We start from the raw sequence: 16,806 nt of genomic DNA, 5'->3' as shown, positions 1-16,806 counted from the left end.
CGGGCACCCGATACGCCCCGGCGACACGCCGTCCCGTCAGGGCGAAGACGTGGCGGATAGATCAGTGGGCACAAATGGTGTACATCATGAGGTCGTGGACAACCGGTTGAAGCGTCACGACCTGACCGAGGACGAGTGGGTACGGCTGGCGCCGCTTTTACCCTCGCATCCCCGCAGGGGTCATCGCTGGGCCGATCACCGGGCGACCATCAACGGAGTGTTCTTCCGCAGCCGGGCCGACTGCTCGTGGCGTGCCGTCCCCGAGGTCTACGGCCGGTGGAAGACCGTCTACAACCGCCATCGGCGCTGGTCGACGGACGGCACCTGGGAGACGATCCTGCAGGCGCTGCTCTCGGGCGAGACCGTGCCCGAGCCGGACAGGGCGACGGGCTCAGGCCGCCCCGCGCGCCAGGACATCCGGCCGGGCATGATGTTCGAGGTCGCGCACTGGTGACCGAGGCGGACCGCGTCTCGGGTCCACCGGCCGAGCGCGGCCGTGAACGCCTCATGGCGGCCCTGTCCCGGCGCCCTCGGCGCGCCACGCCTCGATCCTGTGCCCGGGGCACGTACCGGTCCGGCCCGGCACCCCCGGGACGCGGCCGCCCGTTCCCCGTTCTCGGGTGTTCAGCCGAGCGGGCTCAGCCGACGGCCGCCTCCTGGAGGACGACGCGGGCGAGGGCGTCGGCGGCGTCGAGACGGCCGAGGGACTTGGCGGCCTTGGCCATGGTGGCGCGGGCGTGGGGGTCGGCCAGCAACGATCCGAGTTCGGCGAGCAGGTGCTCCGGGGCGGGACCCGCGTCGAGGAGCGCCCTGGCCGCCCCCGCCTCGGCCAGGTAGCGGGCGTTCTGCCGCTGTTCGTCCCCCGCCGACGGGATCAGGGGGATCAGGACGGACGGCTTGCCGATCGCGGTCAGTTCGGCGATCGTACCGGCGCCGCTGCGGGAGACGACGACGTCGGCGGCGGCGAACACGTGGGCCAGTTCCTCCCCCACGTAGGCCACCGGCTGATAGCGCTCCGCCAGTTCGGGGGGCAGGGCCGCGGCGGTCCGGCTGAGCCCGTCGATCCAGCCCGCGCCGCACTGGTGGAGCACCTGCGCCCTGGTGAGCAGCGACGGCAGGACGGCCTCGATCATGGTGTTGATCTGCCTGCTGCCCTGTGCCCCGCCGGTCACGTAGACCAGCGGCAGTTCGGGCGACAGACGGAAGTGCCAGCGGCCCGACGGGGCGTTGCCGTTCAGCAGGTGAGGGCGGACGGGATTGCCGGTGACCACGGCACGTTCCCGCGCGGAGGCGGGCAGGTGCTCGACCGACGAGGGATGGGTGAGCGCGACGCGGGTGGCGAAGCGCGCCAGGATGCGGTTGGCCAGGCCGAGCGCGGTGATCTGTTCGTGCATCACCAGCGGCCGGCCGAGCAGTCTGGAGGCCAGTCCCAGCGGCACGCACACGTATCCCCCGGTCGACAGCACCACGTCGGGACGGTAGCGGGCGGCGATGCCGAAGGCCTGCAGGACACCGACGGGAATGCGGAACATGTCGGCGAGATTGGTGAGCAGTTCACGCGGATTGGGGGAACGCCGGAGCTTGCCCGCCTTGATCGCGCGGAACGGGATGCCGTGCTCGGCCGCGACACGGGCCTCAAGGCCGCTTGCCGTACCCACCCAGAGGACGTCGAGGCCGAGGCCGCGGGCAGCGGCCTGCTCGCGCACGGCCGCGACCGTGGTCAGCGCGGGGTAGGTGTGACCGCCGGTTCCGCCTCCGGTGACGAGCATCCGCAGGGGACGGGGGTTTCCGGCGTTCATGTTCGTGTCCTTCCAGCGTTGCGGTCATCCGGGCTCTGGGCCGCGCCGGAGCGTCCGGCGGCCTCGCGCACGCTACCCGGAGTCACGACGAAGATCCAATTCACCGGGTACGGCCACCGCCTCGACGGGTGACAACCGGCCTTCCTGCCCCCGGAGACACGGGAAACGATATTTGCTTCCACCCCCTTCCGAGGGCTTATCCCCGTTTTCCCCATGATGCCGTGACCGCACGGCTCGCGGGCGAATCAGCGGTGCGCGTCGTACGGTGTCCAGCGAAGAGTCATGTCGGGCAGTTTCTCCATGTTCCGCTGGCCGTCGTCGGTGTCGAAGACGGTGAACCCGTGGCGTTCGTAGAAGGCGCGGGCCTCGACGTTGCTCTGGAAGACGTACAGGGAGAGGCCGTCCGGGCTGTGCCGCCTGACCTCGTCGAGCAGGAGCGTGCCGACGCCCTGGCGGCGGATGTCCGGCCTCAGGTAGAGATGTTCGAGCATGTCCCCCTCAAGGGCGGCGTAGCCGACGACCTCTCCGTCCCGCACCGCGACCCAGGTCCGGCACGAGGCGAGCACGACCTCCTCGATCCATCGGGTGACCTGGGCGTGGTCGCGTCTCTGCGGCGGCAGGTACGGCATGGTCACCGCCCGGGAGGTCATGTGGATGTGCGCTATCGCCGCCGCGTCCGCCGTGTTCGCGGGCCTGATCTTCGTCGTCGCCTCTGTGCCGGTCACGGCAGGAACCTACAGTCCCGGCCGGGACAGGAGCCAACGGATAACCAGCGCAGTCCAGCAAGAACAGGAGATGCATCCGTTATGTTCCCTATGTCCGGAAAGGAAGATATAAGGATCTTCGCCGCCGAGACACGCGGGAGCCTCCACACAGATACGATCATGAATATGAAGAAGGACATGGGCGCGGCCGGGGAGACGGGCGCCGCATCCGGAACCGCCTTCGATGGCTGAGCCGACCAGGAAGGAGCCCTCAGTAACGGGGAAGGAGCTACCACTCGTCGGAGACGCTCCCAGAGAGCGGGCCGACGCGGCGGAGAATCGGAGAAAGATTCTCTCCGCCGCCCGGCGCATCACGGCCTCCGGCGGTGTGGAGAGCTTGTCAATGGACGAAGTGGCTCAGGTCGCAGGTGTCGGGGTCGGCACGGTCTACCGGCGATTCGGGGATCGGGCCGGTCTGGCGTACGCGCTGATCGACGAGCGAGAACGCACCCTGCAGGCCGCGTTCCTGCACGGACCGCCACCGCTCGGGCCGGGGGCGCCAGCCTCCGAACGCATCATCGCCTTCATGGAGGCGTTGGTCGACCGCACCGAGGAACAGGCCGACCTGCTGCTCTTCGCAGAAGCCAGCGCACCGGAGGCGCGGTACACCGGCGGCTCCTACGCCGCCTACCACCTGCATCTGACGACGCTGCTGCTGAACCTTCGTCCCGACACGGACGTCCACTACCTGGCGGACGCCCTGCTTGCCCCGCTGGCCGCTCCTCTTTACCTGCACCAGCGCAGGACACTGGGCATGGACGTCGAACGGGTGAAAGCCGGGCTGGACGAACTGGTGCGCACACTCAGGCAACCGGACTTCGAGTTCGAAGATCGGCCCCAGCCGGAGCCATCACCCCCCATATAAGCGGAGAAATCTCCGCATGACAAGATCCGTAATCATTCCGTAGTCATGCCGAGAGGCCCTCGCGCGGATGTTCCACGAGGGCCTCTCGGCGTGCCGTACTAGTAAATGGGTCGCGAGGAGGAGCGCAGCCGCTCCAGGGCTTCGGCCAGGATCTGAGCGCCGTCCTTGTCGCTGCGACGCTCCTTCACGTAGGCCAGGTGCGTCTTGTAAGGCTCGTTGCGCGGCGGAGCGGGCGGGTTCGCCTCGTCCTGACCGGCGGGAAGACCGCACCGGGGGCAGTCCCAGAACTCAGGGACGGCGGCGTCACTGGCGAAGCTTGGGCGCGTCTCATGCATGTTCGCGCACCAGAACGGAACCCTTACCCGGGGAGCCGCCTCGCCACGCTCCGCCTCCCCCATCGGGCCCGCGCCGACACGACTGCCACGGATCGCGTTGCCACTACCCACGGATGAACTCCTCGCTCGATGGCCCCTGCGCTCGGTTGGATGCGGGGGGCTGAACCACTGTCACGCTTGCGTAGCCGGATCAGGGCCTGAGAATGAGGCCCAACGCGATGATGCACACGAACCAGACCACACCGGTGATGACGGTGAGCCGGTCGAGGTTGCGCTCCACCACGGAGGAGCCACCAAACGACGACGAGAAGCCGCCGCCGAACATGTCCGAGAGGCCGCCGCCCTTGCCCTTGTGGAGCAGAACAAGCAGCACCATCAGCATGCTCGACAAAATGAGGGCGATGGAGATTCCGATTGTCACCGTGACCTGTCCCTGTGTGCGACCCGCGTCCGGGTGTGTCCCTGGATGACGCCTGTGGCGTGACGATTCAAACTTGCTCTAAGAGGGTACGACCTGTTGTCAAGTCGTACCCTCCGAATGGCCCAGTCAGCCGGACATTTCGCTAAAGCGGCAGATTTTGGCGAACTCTCCGGGGTCGAGGCTGGCGCCGCCGACCAGGGCACCGTCCACATCGGGCTGAGCCATGATGCCGGCGACGTTGTCAGACTTGACCGATCCTCCGTAAAGGATACGGACGGCGGCGGCCACCTCGCCGTCATACAGCTCGGCGAGTCGGGAACGCAGCGCCGAGCAGACCTCCTGCGCGTCGGCCGGGGTCGCCACCTCACCGGTCCCGATCGCCCAGACCGGCTCGTAGGCCAGCACGATCGACCTGACCTGCTCCGCGGGGACCTTCCTGAGCGCCCCGTCGAGCTGCGAGACGCTGTGGGAGACCTGGTCACCCGCCCTGCGGACCTCCAGCCCCTCCCCCACGCACAGGATCGGCGTGAGCGAGTTGCGGTAGGCCGCCTGCACCTTGGCGTTGACCACGTCGTCGTCCTCGCGGTGGTACTGCCGCCGCTCGGAGTGCCCGATCACGACGAAGGTGCACCCGAGCTTGGCGAGCATCGCCCCGGAGACCTCCCCGGTGTAGGCGCCCGCGTCGTGCAGGGAGAGGTCCTGCGCGCCGTACAGGAGGCGCAGCCTGTCGCCGTCGATCAGGGTCTGCACGCTGCGCAGGTCCGTGAACGGCGGCAGCACCGCCACGTCGACCTTGTCGAAGTCCTTGTCGTTGAGGGCGAAGGCCAGCTTCTGGGTGGTGGCGATGGCCTCAAGGTGGTTGAGGTTCATCTTCCAGTTGCCGGCCATGAGCGGCTTGCGCGTCGTGCTCATCAGTGGCTCACCGTCTCTCGTCCGCCTTCGTCTCGGTCATGTCCCGGACCCGCCGCCCCCGTGTTCCGGGGACGGCGGGCGGCACGGCGCTCGTCGCGTCGGTCCACCCCTACGCCTCCAGGGCGACGAGGCCGGGCAGTGTCTTGCCCTCAAGGTATTCGAGGCTGGCGCCGCCACCGGTCGAGATGTGCGAGAAACCGTCCTCCGGCAGGCCCAGCTGTCGTACGGCGGCGGCGGAGTCACCGCCCCCGACGACCGTGAAGGCCTCCGAACGGATCAACGCCTCAGCCACGGCTCGGGTTCCCCCGGAGAACGCCTCGAACTCGAAGACGCCCATCGGGCCGTTCCAGAACACCGTCCGGGCGTCGGCCAGCTTCGTCGCGAACAACTCACGGCTGCGCGGGCCGATGTCCAGCCCCTGCCGGTCGGCCGGGATCGCGGTGGCGTCCACGACCTCGTGGTCGGCGTCCTCGGCGAAGTGTGTGGCGGCCAGCACGTCGACGGGCAGGACGATCTCCACGCCGCGCTTGATCGCCTCGTTGAGGAAGTCGCGCACCTGGTCGAGCTGGTCACGCTGCAGCAGCGACTGACCGACCTCGTATCCCTGGGCGGCCAGGAACGTGTAGGCCATGCCGCCGCCGATGAGCAGCCGGTCGACCTTGGTGAGCAGGTTGCCGATGACGCCGAGCTTGTCGGAGACCTTGGCCCCGCCCAGCACCACGGCGTACGGCCTGGCGGGTTCCTCGGTCAGCCTCTTGAGCACCTCGACCTCGGCCAGGACGAGCCTGCCCGCCGCGTGCGGCAGCAGCAGCGGCACGTCGTAGACGCTGGCGTGCTTGCGGTGGACGGCACCGAAGCCGTCGCCGACGTAGAGCTCGGCCAGGGCGGCCAGCTTCTCGGCGAAGGCGGCGCGCACCGCGTCGTCCTTGGACTCCTCGCCCGGCTCGAAGCGCAGGTTCTCCAGCAGCGCCACCTGGCCGTCCTCAAGACCCGCGACGACGGCCTGGGCCGACGGCCCGACCACGTCGGAGGCGAAGGCGACCTCGGCGCCGAGCAGTTCGCCCAGGCGCCTGGCGACGGGGGCCAGGGAGTACTTCGGATTGGGCTCGCCCTTGGGACGCCCCAGGTGGGCGCAGGCGATCACACGCGCGCCCTTGCCCGCCAGCTCCTGGATCGTCGGGACCGAGGCCCGGATGCGGCCGTCGTCGGTGATGACGTCCCCGTCCAGGGGGACGTTGAGGTCGACGCGCACCAGGACGCGCCGACCCTTCACGTCGAACTCGGAGAGGTCCTTCATCAGAGGTCGGCGCCGACCAGCTCGATGAGGTCCACGAGACGGTTGGAGTAACCCCACTCGTTGTCGTACCAGCCGACGACCTTGACCTGGTTGCCGATCACCTTGGTCAGGCCCGCGTCGAAGATGCAGGAGGACGGGTCGGTGACGATGTCGGCGGAGACGATCGGGTCCTCGGTGTAGGTCAGGTAGCCCTTGAGCGCGCCCTCGGCGGCGGCCTTGAGCGCGGCGTTGACCTCCTCGACGGTGGTCTCGCGGCTGACGTCGACGGTCAGGTCGGTGGCCGAGCCGGTGGGGATCGGCACGCGCAGCGCGAAGCCGTCGAGCTTGCCCTTCAGCTCGGGCAGCACCAGGCCGATGGCCTTGGCCGCGCCGGTCGAGGTCGGCACGATGTTCAGCGCGGCGGCGCGGGCGCGGCGCAGGTCGCTGTGCGGGCCGTCCTGCAGGTTCTGGTCCTGCGTGTAGGCGTGGATCGTGGTCATCAGACCCTTCTCGATACCGAAGGTGTCGTTGATGACCTTGGCCATGGGGGCCAGGCAGTTGGTGGTGCAGGAGGCGTTGGAGATGACGGTGTGACTGGCCGGGTCGTACTTGTCGTGGTTGACGCCCATCACGACGGTGACGTCCTCGTTCTTGGCCGGGGCCGAGATGATGACCTTCTTCGCGCCGTTCTCGGCGTGCACCCTGGCCTTGTTGGCGTCGGTGAAGAAACCGGTGGACTCCACCACGACGTCCACGCCCAGGTCGCCCCAGGGCAGCTTGGCGGGGTCGCGCTCGGCGAAGGCCTTGATCGTCTTGCCGTCCACGATGATCTCGTCGGCGGTGCTCTTCACCTCGTACGGCAGACGGCCGAGGATGCTGTCGTACTTGAGCAGGTGGGCGAGCGTGGCGTTGTCGGTCAGGTCGTTGACCGCGACGATCTCGATGTCCTTGCCGCTGGCGGCGGCCGCACGCCAGAAGTTGCGGCCGATACGGCCGAATCCGTTGACGCCTACGCGGATGCTCACGGTTCCGGTCTCCTCGTACGTCATGCGCCGGCCGAGAAGACCGGCGACTTGGGCGGGCTGATACCTCAAGCACGAACACTATCGGACCCAAATTGGTTTAGACCACTTGCGGGGGCAGGTCTCTTCTCCTTTGCCTCATGCGTAGGTATCGCACTATTCAAGTGAAGTGCCCGGCTTGTCACGATAAATCCGTACAACACTGCTGTGACCAGCAAAGACATCTCAAAACGATGGCCGGGCATGCGAACGGGCGGTCCCGGAACCGGGACCGCCCGCGAGACGAGGAGACCGGACTACGGCGCCAGCATGTCCACCGTGAGATTCGCCTCGGTGTTGGGGATGCCGATGTCCTGGGCGCGCTTGTCGGCCATGGCCAGCAGGCGGCGGATGCGGCCGGCGATGGCGTCCTTGGTCAGTGGCGGGTCGGCGAGCTGGCCAAGCTCCTCCAGGGAGGCCTGCTTGTGCTCAACCCGCAGACGGCCCGCGATCACCAGATGCTCCGGCGCCTCCTCCCCGAGGATCTCCAGCGCCCGCTGCACCCGGGCCCCCGCCGCGACCGCCGCACGGGCCGAGCGCCGCAGGTTGGCGTCGTCGAAGTTGGCCAGCCGGTTGGCCGTGGCCCGCACCTCGCGGCGCATCCGCCGCTCCTCCCAGGCCAGCACGCTGTCGTGGGCGCCGAGCCGGGTCAGCAGCGCGCTGATCGCGTCACCGTCACGGACCACCACGCGGTCGACACCCCGCACCTCGCGCGCCTTGGCGTGGATCTTCAGCCGCCGGGCGGAGCCGACCAGCGCCAGCGCCGCCTCCGGGCCGGGACAGGTCACCTCCAGCGACATGGAACGGCCCGGCTCGGTGAGGGAGCCGTGTGCCAGGAAGGCACCCCGCCAGGCGGCCTCCGCGTCGCAGGTCGCCCCCGCGACCACCTGACGCGGCAGGCCCCGGACCGGACGGCCGTGGTTGTCGATCAGCCCCGTCTGACGGGCGAGGGCCTCGCCGTCGCGGTAGACCCTGACCACGTAGCGTGACCCCTTGCGCAACCCGGCGGGCGCCAGGACGAGCACCTCCGCCTTGTGCCCGAACACCTCTCCGATGTCCTTGATGAGCCTCCTCGCGGTGACGTTGGTGTCCAGCTCCGCCTCGATCACGATCCGCCCGCCCACCAGGTGCAGCCCGCTGGCGAACCGCAGCAGCGTCGACACCTCGGCCTTACGACAGCAAGGCTTCAGGACCGGCAAGCGGCTCAGCTCGTCTTTCACCACACCTGTCATCGCCATGCGCGTTCGTCCTCCCCCATACAGACCTCATGCGGCCGAGAAACCAGGCTCACAGAAGTTTCTCGCACTCCTGAGCGGCGCTGACCAGGATCAACGCTTCTCACGGAAAATCTCGTCCAGGACGGAGGCAAGACGTTGCGCATCGTGCCGCGGGGAGCCGTCCTCGTCGGCGACCGGGGCCATGACGAGCCGCCCGCCCAGCTCGGCGGCGGCCTTCTCCAGCTCCTCACCGTCCTCGGCGACACCGGTGTCGGCGAGGACCACGTCGATCGTCAGGGAGGGGGCGTGCTGACGCAGCACCTCCAGGTGTTTCTGCGGTGAGAAACCGTCGGTCTCACCCGGCTGCGGGGCCAGGTTGAGTGCGACCAGCCTGCGCGCCCGGGTGCGCAGCAGCGCGTCGGCCAGCTCGGGCACCTTGAGGTGAGGCAGCACGCTGGTGAACCACGACCCCGGCCCGAAGACCACCCAGTCGGCTTCGAGCACCGCCTGGACCGCCTCGGGGCAGGCCGGCGGGTCGGTGGGCAGCAGCGAGATCGCGCGAACCCTGCCCGGGGTGAGCGCGCAGGCCACCTGGCCGTACACGGTGCTCACCCGGCCGTCCAGCTCGACCTCGGCGGCGATGTCGAGCGGCACCGAGGCCATCGGCAGGACCCGCCCGTGCGCGCCGAGCAGCCGCCCGACCCAGTCGAGCCCGGCGACCGTGTCACCGAGACGCTCCCACAGGGCGACGATCAGCAGGTTCCCGACCGCGTGCCCGTGCAGGTCGCCCTCGCTGCGGAAGCGGTGCTGGACGACCTCACTCCAGGTGCGGCCCCAATCGTCGTCGCCGCACAACGCGGCCAGGGCCATCCTGAGGTCTCCGGGAGGCAGCACGCCGAGTTCACGGCGAAGCCGTCCGCTCGATCCGCCGTCGTCGGCCACGGTGACGACGGCCGTCAGTTCGGAGGTGACCCTGCGCAGCGCCGACAGCGACGCGTACAGCCCGTGTCCGCCGCCCAGCGCGACGACCTTGAGATCCTCGCTCACTCGCGGCCCACATCCCGGTGGCTCACCTGCACCTCCATTCCTCCCCGATCTCGCAATCGGCCGCCGAGCTGCTCGGCCATCGCGACACTGCGGTGTTTGCCGCCGGTACAGCCGACGGCGAGCGTGGCGTAGCTCTTGCCCTCACGGGTGTAACCGGCGGCGATGATGCCGACCACCTCCTCGTAGGCGTCGAGAAGCTCCTTGGCGCCCGCCTGGTTGAGGACGTAGTCGCGCACGGAGGCGTCCAGACCGTTCATCGGGCGCAGCTCGGGGACCCAGTGCGGGTTGGGCAGGAAGCGGCAGTCGACGACCAGGTCGGCGTCCACGGGCAGGCCGTACTTGTAGCCGAAGGAGACCACATTGACCCGCAGCCCCGGGCGGTCCTCCCCGCCGAAGAAGGCGACGATCTTGCCGCGAAGCTCGTGGACGTTGAGGTTGGAGGTGTCGATGACCAGGTCGGCGTTGGCACGGACCTCACGCAGGATGCCGCGTTCCCTGGCGATGCCGTCGACCAGCCGGCCCTCCGCCTGCAGCGGGTGCGGGCGGCGGACGTTCTCGAACCTGCGGACCAGTTCCTCGTCGCTGGCCTCAAGGAACACCACCCGCACCGCGACGCCGCGCCCGTCGAGCTCCTCGATCGCGGCGTTGAGGTCGGTGGTGAAGGCCAGGCTGCGCACGTCGACCACGGCGGCCACCTTGTCCGCGGCCAGCTTGACCCGCCCGGCCTCCTCCGCCATGGCGAACAGCAGGCCGGGGGGCAGGTTGTCGATGACGAACCAGCCCAGGTCCTCAAGCGCCTTGGCCGCGGTGCTGCGTCCGGCGCCCGACATGCCGGTGACGATGACGAACGCGGTCTCTCTGTCGTTCATGGGTGCTCCCCCTTCAACGCCGACACAATCGTCTCGGCCGTGGCGGGGCCGATCCCGGGAACCTCGCGGATCTGCTCGGCGGTGGCCTCACTCAGCCGCTTCACGGATCCGAAGTGTTTGATCAGCGCCTGTCTGCGGGCTGGGCCGAGCCCGGGAACCTCGTCCAGGGCGCTTTCCCTCACGCTCTTCGACCGCTTCGACCGATGGTAGGTGATGGCGAAGCGGTGGGCCTCGTCGCGTACGCGCTGCAGGAGGTAAAGGGCCTCACTCGACCGGGGGAGGATCGCCGGCAGGTCCTCTCCTGGCAGCCAGACCTCCTCCAGCCGCTTGGCCAGGCCGCAGACCGCCACGTCGTCGACCCCCAGCTCGTCCAGCGCCCGCTGGGCGGCGGCCGCCTGGGCGGGGCCGCCGTCGACGACGACGAGATTGGGGGGATAGGCGAACTTGCGCGGCCTGCCGGTCTCCGGGTCGAGAGCCGCCCCGGTGCCGGTCCCGCCGGCCTCCGCCGCCGCCCCCGTCTCGACGTCGAGCTCCCCGGTCTCGGAACGTTCCTCCAGGTAGCGTTTGAACCTGCGCGAGATCACCTCGTATATCGAGGCGACGTCACCCTCGGTGGAGTTGACGGAGAACCTGCGGTACTCGCTCTTGCGGGCCAGACCGTCCTCGAAGACCACCATGGAGGCGACCACGTTGGTGCCCTGGGTGTGGGAGACGTCGTAGCACTCGATCCGCAGCGGCGCCTGGTCGAGCCCGAGCGCGTCGGCGACCTCCTGCAGCGCCCTGCTGCGGGTGTTCAGGTCACTGGCCCTCTTGAGCTTGTGCTGCTTGAGGGCCTCCTTGGCGTTACGCTCGACGGTCTCCATGAGCGTCTTCTTGTCGCCACGCTGCGGGACGCGGATCTCCACCCTGGTCCCGCGGTGCTCGCCGAGCAGTTCGGCGACCGCCTCGGCGTCGGGGGGCATGGCGGGCACCAGGACCTCACGGGGCAGCGCCTCGGGGGCGGCCTCGCCGTACATCTGGAGCAGGAACTGCTCGACGAGCTCGCCGGGCTCCGCGTCCTCGACCTTGTCCACCACCCACCCGCGCTGGCCCCTGATCCGCCCCGAACGCACGTAGAAGACCTGGACCGCGGCCTCTAGGTTGTCCTCCACCAGGGCGATCACGTCGCAGTCGGTGTTGTCGGCCAGCACCACCGCCTGTTTCTCCATCGCCTGCCGCAGCGCCTGGATGTCGTCGCGCAGCCTGGCCGCGCGTTCGTACTCCTGCTCGGCTGCGGCCTGACGCATCTCACGCTCAAGGCGTTTGGTGAAGCGGCCCGTGTTGCCCGCCATGAAGTCACAGAAGTCGTCGGCCAGCGCCCGGTGCTCCTCGGCGGTGACCCTGCCGACACAGGGAGCCGAGCACTTCCCGATGTAGCCCAGCAGGCAGGGGCGGTCGATCTGGGCGGCGCGCCGGAACACCCCGGCCGAGCAGCTCCTGATCGGGAAGACCCTCAGCAGGAGGTCCACCGTCTCCCTGATGGCCCAGGCGTGGGAGTAGGGGCCGAAGTAGCGGATGCCCTTGCGCTTGGCGCCGCGCAGCACCTGGACTCTGGGGAACTCCTCCCCCATGGTGACCGCGAGATAGGGATAGGACTTGTCGTCGCGGTATTTGACGTTGAACCGGGGGTCGTACTCCTTGATCCAGGAGTATTCGAGCTGGAGCGCCTCGACCTCGGTGCCGACGACCGTCCAGTCGACGCCGACGGCCGTCGTGAGCATGGTCTGGGTGCGCGGATGCAGCCCGGCGAAGTCCGCGAAGTAGGAGTTGAGTCGCTGGCGCAGGCTCTTGGCCTTGCCCACGTAGATGACCCTGCCACCGGCGTCCCTGAACCGGTAGACGCCGGGGGACTCGGGAATCGTGCCCGGCTCGGGCCGGAAACTCACCGGACCGCCCATAGATCTCGCCACGCCCGAAAGCCTATCGGCCCTCACCGACAGGACCCCTGCCCGGCGAGCCCCGCGCATCCGGTACGGCGCGGGCACGCGGCGCCGCCCCCTCCTGCTCCGGCGCCGCGTGGACCGCCGCTCAGCCCAGGACTATGGAGCCGCCCTCGACCTTGATCTCCTTCTTCTCCAGGGGCCTGCCCGCCGGGCCGTCGGTGACCGAGCCGTCGGCGATGGCGAACTTGCTGCCGTGGCAGGGGCACACGATGACACCGTCGGAAACGCTCCCCACGTCACACCCCTGGTGGGTGCACACGGAGGTGAAGGCCTTGAACTCCCCCGCCTTCGGCTGGGTGACCACGATCTTCTTGTCCTTGAAGACCGTGCCGCCCCCCACCGGGATGTCGGCGGTCTGCGCGAGAGCCTCCTTCTTGCCGGCCACCGGCGAACCCGAGGGCGTCGAGGCCGGGGTCTCCGCGACCGGCTCGCCGCCGCCTGTACCGCCCCCCTCGCTGCCGCACGCGGTCAGCAGCGCCGCGACCCCGATGCCTCCCGCGCCCAGCATCACCGAGCGACGCGTCGTCTCCGTCATGGTCGTCCTTTCGTCTTCCTGTTCCTGCGGGTACGGCCGGCACACCAGCGCATCGCCGCTGGTTCAGCATGCCGTACCCGCCGTCAGGAGACTGTGAAGAATTACGCATGCGGAAGATTTAATCTTCTCTCATAACGGTCACCGGGGCTCAGACCATGACGATGCCATCACCGTCGACCCTCAGGGCGTACTCCACCAGCGGGGCCTCAGCCGGGCCCTTGAGGCACTTGCCGGAGTCGGCGGCGAACTCGCTGCCGTGACAGGGGCAGTGAATGACGCCGTCCGCGACCCGGCCGACCGAACAGCCCCGGTGGGGGCAGCTCGCGTTGAAGGCCTTGAACACCCCCGCCTTCGGCTGGGTGACCACGATCTTCCACTTGCTGACGACCTTGCCGCCCCCCACGGGGACGTCCGCGGTCTTGACGATGACCTGCCCCTTGATGCCCGGGGGCACGATGGCCGGCCCCGGCTCGGCGGCGGCGCACCCGGTGAGCGCCGCCCCGCACGCCGCCACGGCGGCGGCACCGATCACATGTCTGCGTGTGGGCGCGGCGAAGTCGTCGTTACCGCTCACTGGGACCTCCCCCGACGTCGCCCGGCCGGGAGGCGGGCATCCTCGTCAAGGATATTGGCGAGGAGTGCCGCCCTCCGGATCGACCCTTGGGTCCCGTTCTGTGGATCTTCATACCTTCTGCGACCGCCCGGGTGGCGCTCGCGGAACAGGCCCTAGGAGCCCAGGATCTTGCGCAGGAAACGCCCGGTGTGGCTGTCCTCGACCAGGGCGACGTCCTCGGGCGTACCGGTGGCCAGCACGGTGCCGCCCTTCGAACCGCCCTCCGGTCCCATGTCGATGATCCAGTCGGCGGTCTTGATCACATCGAGGTTGTGCTCGATGACGATGACGGTGTTGCCTCCGTCGACGAGCTTGCCCAGCACGCCGAGCAGTCGCCGGATGTCCTCGAAGTGCAGGCCGGTGGTCGGCTCGTCCAGCACGTAGATGGTCCGGCCCGTCGAACGGCGCTGCAGTTCGGAGGCGAGCTTGACGCGCTGGGCCTCGCCTCCCGACAGGGTGGTCGCGGGCTGGCCGAGACGGACGTAGCCCAGGCCGACGTCGTTGAGCGTCTTGAGGTAACGCTTGATCGCCGGGATCGCGTCGAAGAACTCCAGGGCCTCCTCGATCGGCATGTCGAGCACCTCGGAGATGGTCTTGCCCTTGTAGTGGACCTCCAGGGTCTCCCTGTTGTATCTCGCGCCGTGACAGACCTCACACGGCACGTAGACGTCCGGCAGGAAGTTCATCTCGATCTTGATGGTCCCGTCGCCGGAACAGGCCTCACAGCGGCCGCCCTTGACGTTGAAGCTGAAGCGGCCCTTGGCGTATCCGCGGACCTTGGCCTCCGTGGTCTGCGCGAACAGGTCGCGCACCTTGTCGAAGACCCCGGTGTAGGTCGCCGGGTTCGAGCGCGGAGTGCGGCCGATCGGTGACTGGTCCACGTGCACGACCTTGTCGACCAGGTCCATGCCGTTGATCCGTGCGTGACGCCCGGGGACAGTGCGGGCGCCGTTCAGCTCCTTGGCCAGGGCGTTGTAGAGGATGTCGTTGACGAGCGTGGACTTGCCCGAGCCGGAGACGCCGGTGACCGCGGTGAACACGCCCAGGGGGAACTCGACGTCAACGCCCTTGAGGTTGTGCTCACGGGCCCCCTTGACGGTGATCTGCCGCTTCCTGTCCCGCTTACGGCGGGCGGCGGGGACGGCGATGGTCCTGCGGCCTGACAGGTAGGCGCCGGTCAGCGAGTCCTCGGCGGACAGCAGGTCGGCCACGGTGCCGGAGACGACGACCTGGCCGCCGTGTTCGCCCGCGCCGGGGCCGATGTCGACCACCCAGTCGGCGGCGGCGATGGTGTCCTCGTCGTGCTCGACCACGATGAGCGTGTTGCCCATGTCACGCAGCCTGATCAGGGTCTCCAGCAGCCGCTGGTTGTCACGCTGGTGCAGGCCGATGGACGGCTCGTCGAGCACGTAGAGGACGCCGACCAGGCCGGAGCCGATCTGGGTGGCCAGGCGAATGCGCTGCGCCTCGCCACCGGCGAGGGTGCCCGCGGCGCGGTCCATGGTCAGATAGTCCAGGCCCACGTCGAGCAGGAAGCCCATCCGGGCGTTGATCTCCTTGACCACCCGCTCGGCGATCTGCATGTCCCGGTCCGACAGCGTGAGCCCGGCCAGGAAGCGGGCGCAGTCTCCGATCGACATCGCCGAGACGTCGGCGATCGAGCGCCCCTCGACGGTGACGGCCAGCGAGACGGGCTTGAGCCTGGCCCCCTGGCATGCGGGACAGGGGATCTCCCGCATGTAGCCCTCGTACTTCTCCCGCATGCCGTCGCTCTCGGACTCGGCATGGCGGCGCTGCACCCAGGGGATGACCCCCTCGAAGGTGGTGTAGTAGGAGCGCTGACGGCCGTAGCGGTTGCTGTAGCGGACGTGGACCTGCTCGTCGTGGCCGTACAGCAGCGCCTTCTGGGCCTTCTTCGGCAGCCGCTCCCACGGGGTGCCCAGGGTGAACCCCGTGGCCAGGCCGAGTGCCTCGATGAGACGGACGAAGTAGTCGCTGGTGTGGCCGCCCGCCCACGGGGAGATCGCGCCGTCCTCCAGCGTCTTCTCCGGGTCGGGCACGACGAGTTCGGGGTCGACCTCCATGCGCACCCCGAGACCCGTGCACTCGGGACAGGCGCCGAAGGGCGAGTTGAAGGAGAACGAGCGGGGTTCGAGCTCCTCGAACGACACGTCGTCGTAGGGGCAGTAGAGGTGCTCGGAGTAGAAGCGCTCGCGGTTCGGATCCGTCTCGGGAAGGTCGACGAACTCCAGTGTGATCGTGCCGCCCGACAGCTGCAGGGCGGTCTCGACCGACCCGGTCAGGCGGCTGCGTGAGCTCTCCTTGACCGTGAGGCGGTCGACGATCACCTCGATGTCGTGCTTCTCCTGCTTCTTCAGCGTGGGCGGCTCGTCGAGGCGGACCACGGTGCCGTCGACGCGTGCCCTGGCGAAGCCCTTGGCCTGGAGCTGGCCGAACAGCTCGGCGTACTCCCCCTTGCGGCCGCGGATGACCGGCGCGAGCACCTGGAAACGGGTGCCCTCCTGCAGCTCCATCACCCGGTCGACGATCTGCTCGGGGCTCTGCCTGGCGATCGGGCGGGCGCACTGCGGACAGTGCGGCTTGCCGATGCGGGCCCACAGGAGCCTCAGGTAGTCGTAGACCTCGGTGATCGTGCCGACGGTCGAACGGGGATTGCGGCTTGTCGACTTCTGGTCGATCGAGACCGCGGGCGAGAGCCCCTCGATGAAGTCGACGTCCGGCTTGTCCATCTGCCCGAGGAACTGCCTGGCGTATGCGGACAGTGACTCCACGTAGCGGCGCTGGCCCTCGGCGAAGATGGTGTCGAAGGCCAGGCTCGACTTGCCCGAGCCGGACAGCCCGGTGAAGACGATCAGAGAGTCCCGCGGCAGGTCCAGCGAGACGTCCTTGAGGTTGTGTTCACGTGCGCCACGCACGATGAGGCGGTCAGCCACTGCGATCCCGACGTCGATGTAGAGGGTTGAGAAGCGGTCGCGGGAAGACTAGCCACGGGGTCCGACAAAAATCCGCAAGCGGCGATGCGCCTGGTGGTCCTTCCCCGCCCTCACCAGGTTACGGCCTTCCCGGGGGCCCTTCGGGCCGCTTGTCGA

General features: G+C 68.9%; 16 protein-coding genes. 2 read left to right on the top strand and 14 right to left on the bottom strand.

Annotated elements, in window-relative coordinates; translation table 11 throughout:
• The first annotated feature begins 94 nt into the window (after nt 1–94).
• Complete coding sequence (locus tag ACIBVQ_RS29975) at nt 95–454, top strand: transposase (protein WP_352013195.1); 360 nt, start codon at nt 95–97, stop codon at nt 452–454.
• A gap of 184 nt (nt 455–638) precedes the next feature.
• Here ACIBVQ_RS29975 and ACIBVQ_RS29970 read toward each other — a convergent pair whose 3' ends face one another.
• Both ACIBVQ_RS29970 and ACIBVQ_RS29965 read right to left on the bottom strand, forming a co-directional pair.
• Nucleotides 639–1,799, bottom strand: coding sequence for a UDP-N-acetylglucosamine--N-acetylmuramyl-(pentapeptide) pyrophosphoryl-undecaprenol N-acetylglucosamine transferase (locus ACIBVQ_RS29970; protein ID WP_362915944.1), 1,161 nt, complete (start codon nt 1,797–1,799; stop codon nt 639–641).
• Between the two features lie 245 nt (nt 1,800–2,044).
• Complete coding sequence (locus ACIBVQ_RS29965) at nt 2,045–2,524, bottom strand: GNAT family N-acetyltransferase (protein WP_362915946.1); 480 nt, start codon at nt 2,522–2,524, stop codon at nt 2,045–2,047.
• A 223-nt stretch (nt 2,525–2,747) separates the two neighbouring features.
• On the opposite strand from ACIBVQ_RS29965, the gene ACIBVQ_RS29960 reads away from it, so the two are divergent.
• Nucleotides 2,748–3,428: a TetR/AcrR family transcriptional regulator gene (locus ACIBVQ_RS29960; protein ID WP_352013198.1), complete on the top strand. Its 681-nt coding sequence runs from the start codon at nt 2,748–2,750 to the stop codon at nt 3,426–3,428.
• A gap of 98 nt (nt 3,429–3,526) precedes the next feature.
• Here ACIBVQ_RS29960 and ACIBVQ_RS29955 read toward each other — a convergent pair whose 3' ends face one another.
• From ACIBVQ_RS29955 to uvrA, 12 genes are all read right to left on the bottom strand, one after another.
• Entirely contained in the window at nt 3,527–3,874 is a 348-nt protein-coding gene (locus ACIBVQ_RS29955) for an RNA polymerase-binding protein RbpA (protein WP_012892502.1), read from the bottom strand.
• A 79-nt stretch (nt 3,875–3,953) separates the two neighbouring features.
• Entirely contained in the window at nt 3,954–4,184 is a 231-nt protein-coding gene (gene secG, locus ACIBVQ_RS29950) for a preprotein translocase subunit SecG (protein ID WP_352013199.1), read from the bottom strand.
• A 126-nt stretch (nt 4,185–4,310) separates the two neighbouring features.
• Nucleotides 4,311–5,096 (bottom strand): triose-phosphate isomerase, encoded by a 786-nt coding sequence (gene tpiA / locus ACIBVQ_RS29945; RefSeq protein ID WP_352013200.1) that lies wholly within the window; start codon nt 5,094–5,096, stop codon nt 4,311–4,313.
• Between the two features lie 109 nt (nt 5,097–5,205).
• Nucleotides 5,206–6,393 carry a phosphoglycerate kinase gene (locus ACIBVQ_RS29940; protein WP_352013201.1) on the bottom strand — a complete coding sequence of 396 codons (1,188 nt, stop codon included), beginning with the start codon at nt 6,391–6,393 and terminating at the stop codon, nt 5,206–5,208.
• A complete protein-coding gene (gene gap, locus ACIBVQ_RS29935) occupies nt 6,393–7,397 on the bottom strand; it encodes a type I glyceraldehyde-3-phosphate dehydrogenase (RefSeq protein WP_352013202.1) in 1,005 nt (334 codons plus the stop codon). Before gap ends, ACIBVQ_RS29940 begins: the two co-directional genes overlap by 1 nt.
• Before the next feature lie 293 nt (nt 7,398–7,690).
• Nucleotides 7,691–8,671, bottom strand: coding sequence for a DNA-binding protein WhiA (gene whiA, locus ACIBVQ_RS29930; protein WP_012892507.1), 981 nt, complete (start codon nt 8,669–8,671; stop codon nt 7,691–7,693).
• A 90-nt stretch (nt 8,672–8,761) separates the two neighbouring features.
• Nucleotides 8,762–9,697 carry a uridine diphosphate-N-acetylglucosamine-binding protein YvcK gene (gene yvcK, locus ACIBVQ_RS29925; protein ID WP_352013203.1) on the bottom strand — a complete coding sequence of 312 codons (936 nt, stop codon included), beginning with the start codon at nt 9,695–9,697 and terminating at the stop codon, nt 8,762–8,764.
• A complete protein-coding gene (gene rapZ, locus ACIBVQ_RS29920; RefSeq protein WP_352013204.1) occupies nt 9,694–10,566 on the bottom strand; it encodes an RNase adapter RapZ in 873 nt (290 codons plus the stop codon). The genes yvcK and rapZ overlap by 4 nt, the downstream gene beginning before the upstream one ends.
• A complete protein-coding gene (uvrC, locus tag ACIBVQ_RS29915) occupies nt 10,563–12,503 on the bottom strand; it encodes an excinuclease ABC subunit UvrC (protein ID WP_399181670.1) in 1,941 nt (646 codons plus the stop codon). The genes rapZ and uvrC overlap by 4 nt, the downstream gene beginning before the upstream one ends.
• 130 nt (nt 12,504–12,633) lie before the next feature.
• Nucleotides 12,634–13,083 (bottom strand): Rieske (2Fe-2S) protein, encoded by a 450-nt coding sequence (locus ACIBVQ_RS29910; RefSeq protein WP_399181555.1) that lies wholly within the window; start codon nt 13,081–13,083, stop codon nt 12,634–12,636.
• A gap of 148 nt (nt 13,084–13,231) precedes the next feature.
• The gene (locus tag ACIBVQ_RS29905) at nt 13,232–13,657 is read right to left on the bottom strand and encodes a Rieske (2Fe-2S) protein (RefSeq protein WP_399181553.1); all 426 of its coding nucleotides are present in this window, start codon (nt 13,655–13,657) and stop codon (nt 13,232–13,234) included.
• Between the two features lie 152 nt (nt 13,658–13,809).
• Nucleotides 13,810–16,650 carry an excinuclease ABC subunit UvrA gene (gene uvrA, locus ACIBVQ_RS29900; protein ID WP_362777296.1) on the bottom strand — a complete coding sequence of 947 codons (2,841 nt, stop codon included), beginning with the start codon at nt 16,648–16,650 and terminating at the stop codon, nt 13,810–13,812.
• Nucleotides 16,651–16,806: the final 156 nt, after the last annotated feature.

This window comes from Streptosporangium sp. NPDC049376, assembly GCF_044466505.1.
Lineage (GTDB): Bacteria > Actinomycetota > Actinomycetes > Streptosporangiales > Streptosporangiaceae > Streptosporangium.
This window is presented reverse-complemented; position numbering and strand designations above follow the sequence as displayed.

Bases quoted from the DNA above. Each gene is read 5' to 3' on its own strand.
- ACIBVQ_RS29940 (WP_352013201.1), bottom strand. From the start codon at position 6,393: ATGAAGGACCTCTCCGAGTTCGACGTGAAGGGTCGGCGCGTCCTGGTG.
- ACIBVQ_RS29970 (WP_362915944.1), bottom strand. From the start codon at position 1,799: ATGAACGCCGGAAACCCCCGTCCCCTGCGGATGCTCGTCACCGGAGGC.
- tpiA (WP_352013200.1), bottom strand. From the start codon at position 5,096: ATGAGCACGACGCGCAAGCCGCTCATGGCCGGCAACTGGAAGATGAAC.
- ACIBVQ_RS29910 (WP_399181555.1), bottom strand. From the start codon at position 13,083: ATGACGGAGACGACGCGTCGCTCGGTGATGCTGGGCGCGGGAGGCATC.
- whiA (WP_012892507.1), bottom strand. From the start codon at position 8,671: ATGGCGATGACAGGTGTGGTGAAAGACGAGCTGAGCCGCTTGCCGGTC.
- ACIBVQ_RS29960 (WP_352013198.1), top strand. From the start codon at position 2,748: ATGGCTGAGCCGACCAGGAAGGAGCCCTCAGTAACGGGGAAGGAGCTA.
- rapZ (WP_352013204.1), bottom strand. From the start codon at position 10,566: ATGAACGACAGAGAGACCGCGTTCGTCATCGTCACCGGCATGTCGGGC.
- uvrC (WP_399181670.1), bottom strand. From the start codon at position 12,503: ATGGGCGGTCCGGTGAGTTTCCGGCCCGAGCCGGGCACGATTCCCGAG.